This window comes from Butyrivibrio sp. FC2001 (assembly GCF_000424125.1).
GTDB lineage: Bacteria > Bacillota > Clostridia > Lachnospirales > Lachnospiraceae > Butyrivibrio.
On record NZ_AUJH01000003.1, the window covers coordinates 441,578 to 448,600 of the forward strand.

Consider the following 7,023-nt stretch of genomic DNA (forward strand, 5'->3'; position numbering starts at 1 on the left):
GAAGGCGCCTCTTTGACAGTCATCAGTGAATATAGATACAAATTAATCTTATGGTTCACTAATGTAAAAGTCAAGAAAGGCGCCATTTTCATGCTATAAAAAAACGATAAACAAATTATAAACGGCTATATAATCATGCTTCAGATTCAGTCTCTGCTTTTCTGGTTGATACGATTGTTGTGTTTTTAAGAATAGGACTGATCTTTTTGTATACGAGAATTGTGATAGTACTTAATACGCCGCCCTTTAAGAGGTTTATGGGAGCAACTGCGAAAAGAACAAATGTAAACATGTTGCTGATTGCAGGATTGATAGCTGTTCCCATACCAATCAAAGCATCAAGTGGCATGCCATAGAGCTTTGCAAATGCAGGAAGAAGATAGAATGCATTAAGTGAGCTTCCTACGATTGTGATTATCATTGTTGCTGTAAGACATGAAATAAATGCTGTCTGGCGGTTCTTTTTGAAGATATAAATGATTGAAGCGGGAAGTACATAGCTGCAGCCTACTACAAAGTTTGCAAGCTCTCCGATAAATGCTGTCTGTGTTCCGTTAATGATAAGGTTTAAAAGGATTTTGATAAACTCGATCATAACGCCTGTCATAGGGCCGAATGCGAAACCACCGATCACTGCAGGGAGATCTGAGAGGTCAAGCTTGTAAAAGCTTGGAGCAAAGGGCATCGGAATTTCAAAGAGCATCAGCACTGCAGATATAGCAGAGAAGATACCGATGATAACCATTTTTCTGGTGCTCAATCCTGGATTTTCCTCACCGGTCTTTTTGGCAACATAGTTCTCTGCCAGTCTTGCTGCTACGAACATAGTGACAATTAACAGAATGAAAATCGATACGAGAACGGTATTTTCTGCAATTGAAGCTAATAAATTGTTTTTCATGGTGTTTTCCTCCTGATTATGTCGGGGAGGATAATGACTAGACTACGCGCGCTCTATCTTGAAATAAAAAACGAACCAACATAGATGCTGATTCGGGAATAGAAATAAAACGCATCTTCTATCATCCAGACTATACTGTCGGTTTTGGAATTTCACCAAATCGGCCGCCGAAGCGGTTCGCGGACTTCTGATAACAGTCACCGCCGGTAGGGAATTACACCCTGCCCCGAAGATTATTTTTACTAGTCCCATTATATAACAGATGTAGTCGGCGTCAATACCTTTTCCTGTCCGACTTGCTTTTTTTCAGACGCTGGAATATTCTGATTATATGAGTACAATATTAGAAACAAATTCATCGGAGGAAACCTTCGAGTTCGGAAAAAGAATAGGAGAGACCGCTGCGCCCGGATCAGTTTATACACTGATAGGAGATCTTGGCGTGGGCAAAACCGTCCTGACACAGGGAGTAGCTGCAGGACTTGGAATAGAGGGACCTGTCAACAGCCCTACCTTTACAATACTTCAGGTTTATGATGAGGGACGAATCCCTTTTTATCACTTTGACGTTTACAGAATTGGTGATGTCAGTGAGATGGATGAAATAGGATATGAGGACTATTTCTATGGACAGGGACTGTGCTTTATTGAATGGGCCAATCTTATAGAAGATATTCTCCCTGAAAAATACACGGAGATATGCATTGAGAAAGATCTGAAGAAAGGAACAGACTATCGCCGCATCACACTTGAGACGATAGATAATAGATAAAATATGAAAATTCTTGCACTTGATACATCCGGTCTTGTATGCAGCGTCGCCGTTATGGAGGACGACAGACTTCTCTCCGAGTTTTCAATCCAGCACAAGATTACACATTCAGAGCTTCTTCTTCCTATGATGGAGGAGATTAAGAAGAGAATAGCACTTGACCTTAACACAATAGATGCTGTTGCTGTTTCAGCAGGCCCGGGTTCTTTCACAGGCCTTCGCATAGGCTGTGCAACTGCCAAGGGACTCTGTCTTGCAATGGACAAGCCTCTTGTAGCGGTGCCGACTCTTGATGCCATGGCGTATCAGTTTTATGGAAGTGAAAATGTGATATGCCCCATGATGGACGCCAGAAGAAGCCAGGTTTATACAGGAATCTACACCTTTGTTCCGGAAAAGGAAGATGAGAAACATTTTGAAACATACTTTTCAATGAAGACAATCAAGGCTCAGGCAGCGATGGCTGTAGAGGATATTGCAGAGGAGCTCAATAATATAGGAAAAACGGTTGTCCTTCTTGGCGATGGAATACCGGTATACAGAGATAAGCTTGAGAAGCTTTTGAAGGTGAACTATATAGTAGCGCCTGCTCACATGAACAGGCAAAGGGCTTCAGCACTTGCTGCTCTTGCACAGATATATTTACGTGACGGAAAAACTGTGGATGCAGACAGCTTTTCACCCGAATACTTAAGGGCATCACAGGCAGAGCGAGAGGCCGCTGAGAAGAAGGCCGGCGGGGATGCGCAGAAGGCATCTGAGAATAAGACAGATAAGAAAAATAAAAAAGGAAATGATTCTATTTATATAAGAGACCTCAAGGCTGAGGATATAACTGCAGCTGCACAGCTTGAAGCAGTCAGTCTTGGAAGCGAGGCCTGGAGCGAGAAACAGCTCCTTGAAGCCAGCGTTCTTGACGATACTGTTTATCTTGTTGCGGAAAAAGCAGGAAATGTAGTAGGATTATGCGGTGTTCGCAATATTTCAGGAGAAGGCGAAATTACCAATGTATCCGTAGCTTCAGAGTGCAGAGGAAGAGGCATAGCCTACGATATGCTTGAAAAGCTCCTTCTTAGAGGAAGGGCAATCGGATGCGGCGATTTCACGCTCGAAGTAAGAGCCGGAAATGTTGCAGCAAGAGGATTATATGAGAAACTTGGATTTGTAAATGAGGGTGCAAGACCCGGATTTTACGATGGTCCAAAGGAAGATGCAATAATATATTGGAAGAGAAATAGTACGAATGATTGATGTATGTCTACTTGGAACGGGTGGCATGATGCCGCTTCCGAACAGATATCTTACGGCACTTATGGTGCGTTATAACGGTAAAAGCATGCTTATAGATTGTGGTGAGGGCACGCAGATCGCCATGAAAAAAAGGGGATGGAGTCCCAAGCCCATCGACATGATATGCTTTACCCACTACCATGCGGATCATATTTCAGGACTTCCCGGAATGCTTTTGACCATGGGAAATGCTGAGAGAACAGAGCCGCTTTTAATGGTAGGCCCCAAAGGACTTGAGAGGGTAGTGAAGGCACTCCGGACCATTGCGCCAGAGCTTCCTTTTCAGATCGAGTTCCACGAGATTTCCGGAGATGAGGACGAACTCACACTGCCGGGAATGCCTGAGTTTAAGATCAAAGCCTTTAAGGTAAATCACAATATCACATGCTACGGCTATTCAATGCAGCTTGCAAGAACAGGTAAATTCAATGTTGAAGCTGCAAGAGCCAATGGAATAGAACAGAAATACTGGAATCCGCTCCAGAAGGGGGAGATCATCCATACTGATGACGGAAGAACCTTCACCCCTGACATGGTATTGGGTGAAGACAGAAAAGGACTGCATCTTACATATGTTACAGATTCAAGACCTACAGACGGAATTATAAAAAATGCTGAAGGGTCAGATCTTTTCATATGTGAAGGAATGTACGGCGAGCCTGAAAAATTGCAGAAGGCTAAAGAAAACAGGCATATGACAATATATGAGGCAGCGGAACTTGCGAAGAAAGCAGGGGTAAAGGAAATGTGGCTTACACATTACAGCCCGTCCCTTGTTAATCCCAAGGAATATCTGCCTGAGGCAAAAAAGATTTTTAGTAATACAGTTGCAGCAAAAGATGGCAAGGCTGTGACGTTAAGGTTTGAGGAAGATTCATAAATTATTGTACTTTTTTATGAGGAGGCACAATGAACGAGTCTACGAAGGGCGGTATTATTAGATCTGTCATACTGATGGTTCTGGCTGCAGTTGTTGTACTAGGCGTCTTTTTGATATTTACAAGGAGAGGCAGTAATACCAATACAACTACAGAAGAAACAGAGCTTACAGAGGTTCAGAAAATTACCACAATAGACCTTACAAAGAATTACCCCAAGACACCTCCGACAGTGGTGGATCTTTATGCTCGTACCATGAAGGTTATGTACAAGCAGCAATACAGTGATGAGGAATTCGATAAAATGGCGTCGGTATTGGCGGGTATTTTTGATTCGGAATTTCTTGCAGCACAAAATAACTGGCCCACCGGGCTTAAGGATGAGGTTAATCAGAAAAAGAAAGAAGATTACTCCATCACCAAATATGAAGTGCTTACTTCTGACCTACAGGAGAAACGCGACAATGGTGAGGAAATAGCTAACGTTGTCGCTAAGATCAATTTAAGACATGGTACACACACTGTATCTTATAATTACTTATTCGTACTTCGTAAAGACACAGAGGGTCTTTGGAAAATAATGGGATGGACAGTAACAGAAGCAACAGGCACGGAAGAATAAAACTATGAATGAAAAGAATGCTGAAAAGATTGAGCGCCGTACCGAAGAGGACGGCGTAATCTTTATGTCGATTAAAAATGAAGAAGAAAAGGAAAGCGTTTCTACTGACAAGGATATTACAATCCTTGCAATAGAAAGCAGCTGTGATGAGACGGCTGCCGCAGTTGTGCGAAACGGAAGAGAGGTATTATCTAATATAATATCCTCTCAGATTGCGCTTCACACAATATACGGAGGAGTCGTTCCTGAAATTGCATCAAGAAAGCATGTTGAAAAAATCAATGGGTGCGTCAGAGCTGCACTTTCAGAGGCTGGTCTAAAGCTTGAGGACATAGATGCAATAGCTGTAACCTATGGCCCCGGCCTGGTGGGAGCACTTCTTGTCGGCGTTTCCGAGGCGAAGGCTCTTAGCTTTGTAACAGGAAAGCCACTGGTAGGGGTGCATCATATTGAAGGCCACATCTGTGCTAATTTCATAGAAGATAAAAGTCTTGAACCGCCTTTCATGTGTCTTGTCGCATCGGGCGGACATTCTCACCTTGTATATGTTAAGGATTACGGTGAATACGATATTATCGGACAGACTCGTGACGATGCAGCGGGAGAAGCCTTTGATAAAGTGGCAAGAGCTATAGGTCTTGGTTATCCCGGCGGGCCCAAGGTAGACGCTGCCGCAAGAGAAGGTAATCCTGACGCCATTAATTTTCCCAGGGCTAAGACCACGGAGAAATCCTATGACTTCAGTTTTAGTGGCTTGAAATCGGCAGTCCTTAACTACCTGAACCAGGCAGAGATGAAGGGCGAAGAGGTAAATAAAAATGATGTTGCGGCATCCTTCCAGAAAGCAGTAGTAGATGTGCTTACAGAGCACACCATGGAGGCAGCTGCAGAGTATGGATGTAAGAAGATAGCTATAGCTGGCGGCGTGGCTTCAAACACAGCGCTCAGGGAAAGACTTGAACAGGAATGTAACAATAGAGGTTATACATTCTATAGACCTTCACCTGTATTATGTACAGATAATGCAGCAATGATAGGTGCTGCTGGTTATTATGAATATCTAAAGGGTTCCCGCAGCGGAATGGATTTGAATGCAGTACCCAATTTGCCACTTGGTAACAGGGAAAGAAGATACCATGGAAGATCATAATATGAAGACAACAGCGATAATATTGGCAGCCGGAAGCGGCAGCAGAATGCAGAGCAGCGTAAAAAAGCAATACATGGAGATAAAGGGACGTCCCCTTCTTCTCTATGCAATTGATGCTTTTGAAAACAGCTTTATTGACGATATAGTAATTGTACTTCCTTCGGAAGATATAGATTATGTAACTGATAACATCATCAATCCGGAGAATTATAAAAAGATAAAAGCTATCGTACCGGGTGGCAGTACCAGATATCACAGCGTAAGACTTGGCATTGAGGCAGCTTCCGCAGATACGGAGGCTGTTTTTATTCACGACGGTGCCAGACCCTTTGTCGATGACTCAATGCTGAAAAGAGCATATGACGCGGTAAAGGAGTATGGAGCATGCGTGGTTGGCATGCCTGTAAAGGACACTATCAAAATATCCGACGAAGATGGCTTTGCAAAGATGACACCTGACAGAGATAAGACCTGGCTCATACAGACTCCACAGGTGTTCCTGTATCCTGAAATTCTTGATCTGTATGAAGAGCTTGCAAGAAAAGAGCAGGAGTTACTCGATAATAATGTAAATATTACTGACGATGCCATGGTGATGGAAACCCTCGGAAAGCGCAGAGTTAAGCTTGTTGAAGGCTCCTATGACAATATCAAAATCACCACTCCGGAAGACATTACATTAGCTGAATCTATACTGCTCAGAAAAAAATAAAAAAAATAATAAAATTAATATTGACATTATATATTCCTATGGATATAATAAATTTCGCTGCTGAGGAAAACACCTCACAGCAGCGACAATAAGAAATATGGAGCGATATCGAAGCGGTCATAACGAGGCGGTCTTGAAAACCGTTTGGCGGCAACGCCACGAGGGTTCGAATCCCTCTCGCTCCGCTCAAAATTGAAGAGTGAAGAGATAAGTCAACACTTTTGCAGAAGTACTCAAGAGGTTGAAGAGACACCCCTGGAAAGGGTGCAGGTCGTTAACAGCGGCGCGAGGGTTCAAATCCCTCCTTCTGCGTTCCTCATCAGTAACATCGATGAGATGCACTTTGACAATAAAATAGTAATGCAACCCTGAAAATTCCAAAAAGAAATTTCAGAGAACAAAACAACCTAACTAAAGGTAAAACGGACAGAACAAAAGCCAAGCTTAAGTTCTGGTCAGACGAACGATCAAGTCACTTCGGTGATGAGATACATTTAAACGTGAGAGTTCGATCCTGGCTCAGGATGAACGCTGGCGGCGTGCCTAACACATGCAAGTCGAACGGAGATTTAACGCTGATGAGGCTTCGGCGGAATCTTGTTAAATCTTAGTGGCGGACGGGTGAGTAACGCGTGGGCAACCTGCCTCGTACTGGGGGATAACAGTTGGAAACGACTGTTAATACCGCATAAGCGCAC

7 protein-coding genes, 2 tRNA genes, 1 rRNA gene and 1 riboswitch are annotated in these 7,023 nt (G+C 43.2%); of the genes, 9 read left to right on the top strand and 1 reads right to left on the bottom strand.

Features of this window, described 5'->3' with window-relative positions; genetic code table 11:
• Positions 1–133: 133 nt before the first annotated feature.
• Positions 134–901, bottom strand: a complete 768-nt coding sequence (locus G601_RS21510; protein ID WP_051200822.1) for an ECF transporter S component — start codon at positions 899–901, stop codon at positions 134–136.
• Between the two features lie 109 nt (positions 902–1,010).
• Positions 1,011–1,139: riboswitch (FMN riboswitch) on the bottom strand.
• Between the two features lie 93 nt (positions 1,140–1,232).
• On the opposite strand from G601_RS21510, the gene tsaE reads away from it, so the two are divergent.
• The 9 genes from tsaE to G601_RS0101930 form a co-directional block, all read left to right on the top strand.
• Positions 1,233–1,673, top strand: a complete 441-nt coding sequence (gene tsaE / locus G601_RS0101890; protein ID WP_026664306.1) for a tRNA (adenosine(37)-N6)-threonylcarbamoyltransferase complex ATPase subunit type 1 TsaE — start codon at positions 1,233–1,235, stop codon at positions 1,671–1,673.
• Positions 1,674–1,676: 3 nt separating this feature from the next.
• On the top strand, positions 1,677–2,924 hold the full coding sequence (tsaB, locus tag G601_RS25610; protein ID WP_026664307.1) for a tRNA (adenosine(37)-N6)-threonylcarbamoyltransferase complex dimerization subunit type 1 TsaB: 1,248 nt from the start codon (positions 1,677–1,679) through the stop codon (positions 2,922–2,924).
• The gene (locus G601_RS0101900; protein ID WP_026664308.1) at positions 2,917–3,843 is read left to right on the top strand and encodes a ribonuclease Z; all 927 of its coding nucleotides are present in this window, start codon (positions 2,917–2,919) and stop codon (positions 3,841–3,843) included. Before tsaB ends, G601_RS0101900 begins: the two co-directional genes overlap by 8 nt.
• Before the next feature lie 29 nt (positions 3,844–3,872).
• Positions 3,873–4,463: a DUF6715 family protein gene (locus tag G601_RS0101905; RefSeq protein WP_026664309.1), complete on the top strand. Its 591-nt coding sequence runs from the start codon at positions 3,873–3,875 to the stop codon at positions 4,461–4,463.
• A 64-nt stretch (positions 4,464–4,527) separates the two neighbouring features.
• Positions 4,528–5,613: a tRNA (adenosine(37)-N6)-threonylcarbamoyltransferase complex transferase subunit TsaD gene (tsaD, locus tag G601_RS0101910; protein ID WP_051205482.1), complete on the top strand. Its 1,086-nt coding sequence runs from the start codon at positions 4,528–4,530 to the stop codon at positions 5,611–5,613.
• Complete coding sequence (gene ispD / locus G601_RS0101915) at positions 5,600–6,325, top strand: 2-C-methyl-D-erythritol 4-phosphate cytidylyltransferase (protein ID WP_242834362.1); 726 nt, start codon at positions 5,600–5,602, stop codon at positions 6,323–6,325. Before tsaD ends, ispD begins: the two co-directional genes overlap by 14 nt.
• A gap of 99 nt (positions 6,326–6,424) precedes the next feature.
• Positions 6,425–6,510: transfer RNA gene (locus G601_RS0101920), tRNA-Ser, on the top strand.
• Between the two features lie 38 nt (positions 6,511–6,548).
• A tRNA-Ser gene (locus tag G601_RS0101925) sits at positions 6,549–6,637 on the top strand.
• 184 nt (positions 6,638–6,821) lie between these two features.
• A 16S ribosomal RNA gene (locus G601_RS0101930) occupies positions 6,822–7,023 on the top strand; the annotation flags it as partial.

Coding starts and splice junctions, on each gene's coding strand:
- G601_RS21510 (WP_051200822.1), bottom strand. CDS start 901: ATGAAAAACAATTTATTAGCTTCAATTGCAGAAAATACCGTTCTCGTA.
- tsaE (WP_026664306.1), top strand. CDS start 1,233: ATGAGTACAATATTAGAAACAAATTCATCGGAGGAAACCTTCGAGTTC.
- tsaB (WP_026664307.1), top strand. CDS start 1,677: ATGAAAATTCTTGCACTTGATACATCCGGTCTTGTATGCAGCGTCGCC.
- G601_RS0101900 (WP_026664308.1), top strand. CDS start 2,917: ATGATTGATGTATGTCTACTTGGAACGGGTGGCATGATGCCGCTTCCG.
- G601_RS0101905 (WP_026664309.1), top strand. CDS start 3,873: ATGAACGAGTCTACGAAGGGCGGTATTATTAGATCTGTCATACTGATG.
- tsaD (WP_051205482.1), top strand. CDS start 4,528: ATGTCGATTAAAAATGAAGAAGAAAAGGAAAGCGTTTCTACTGACAAG.
- ispD (WP_242834362.1), top strand. CDS start 5,600: ATGGAAGATCATAATATGAAGACAACAGCGATAATATTGGCAGCCGGA.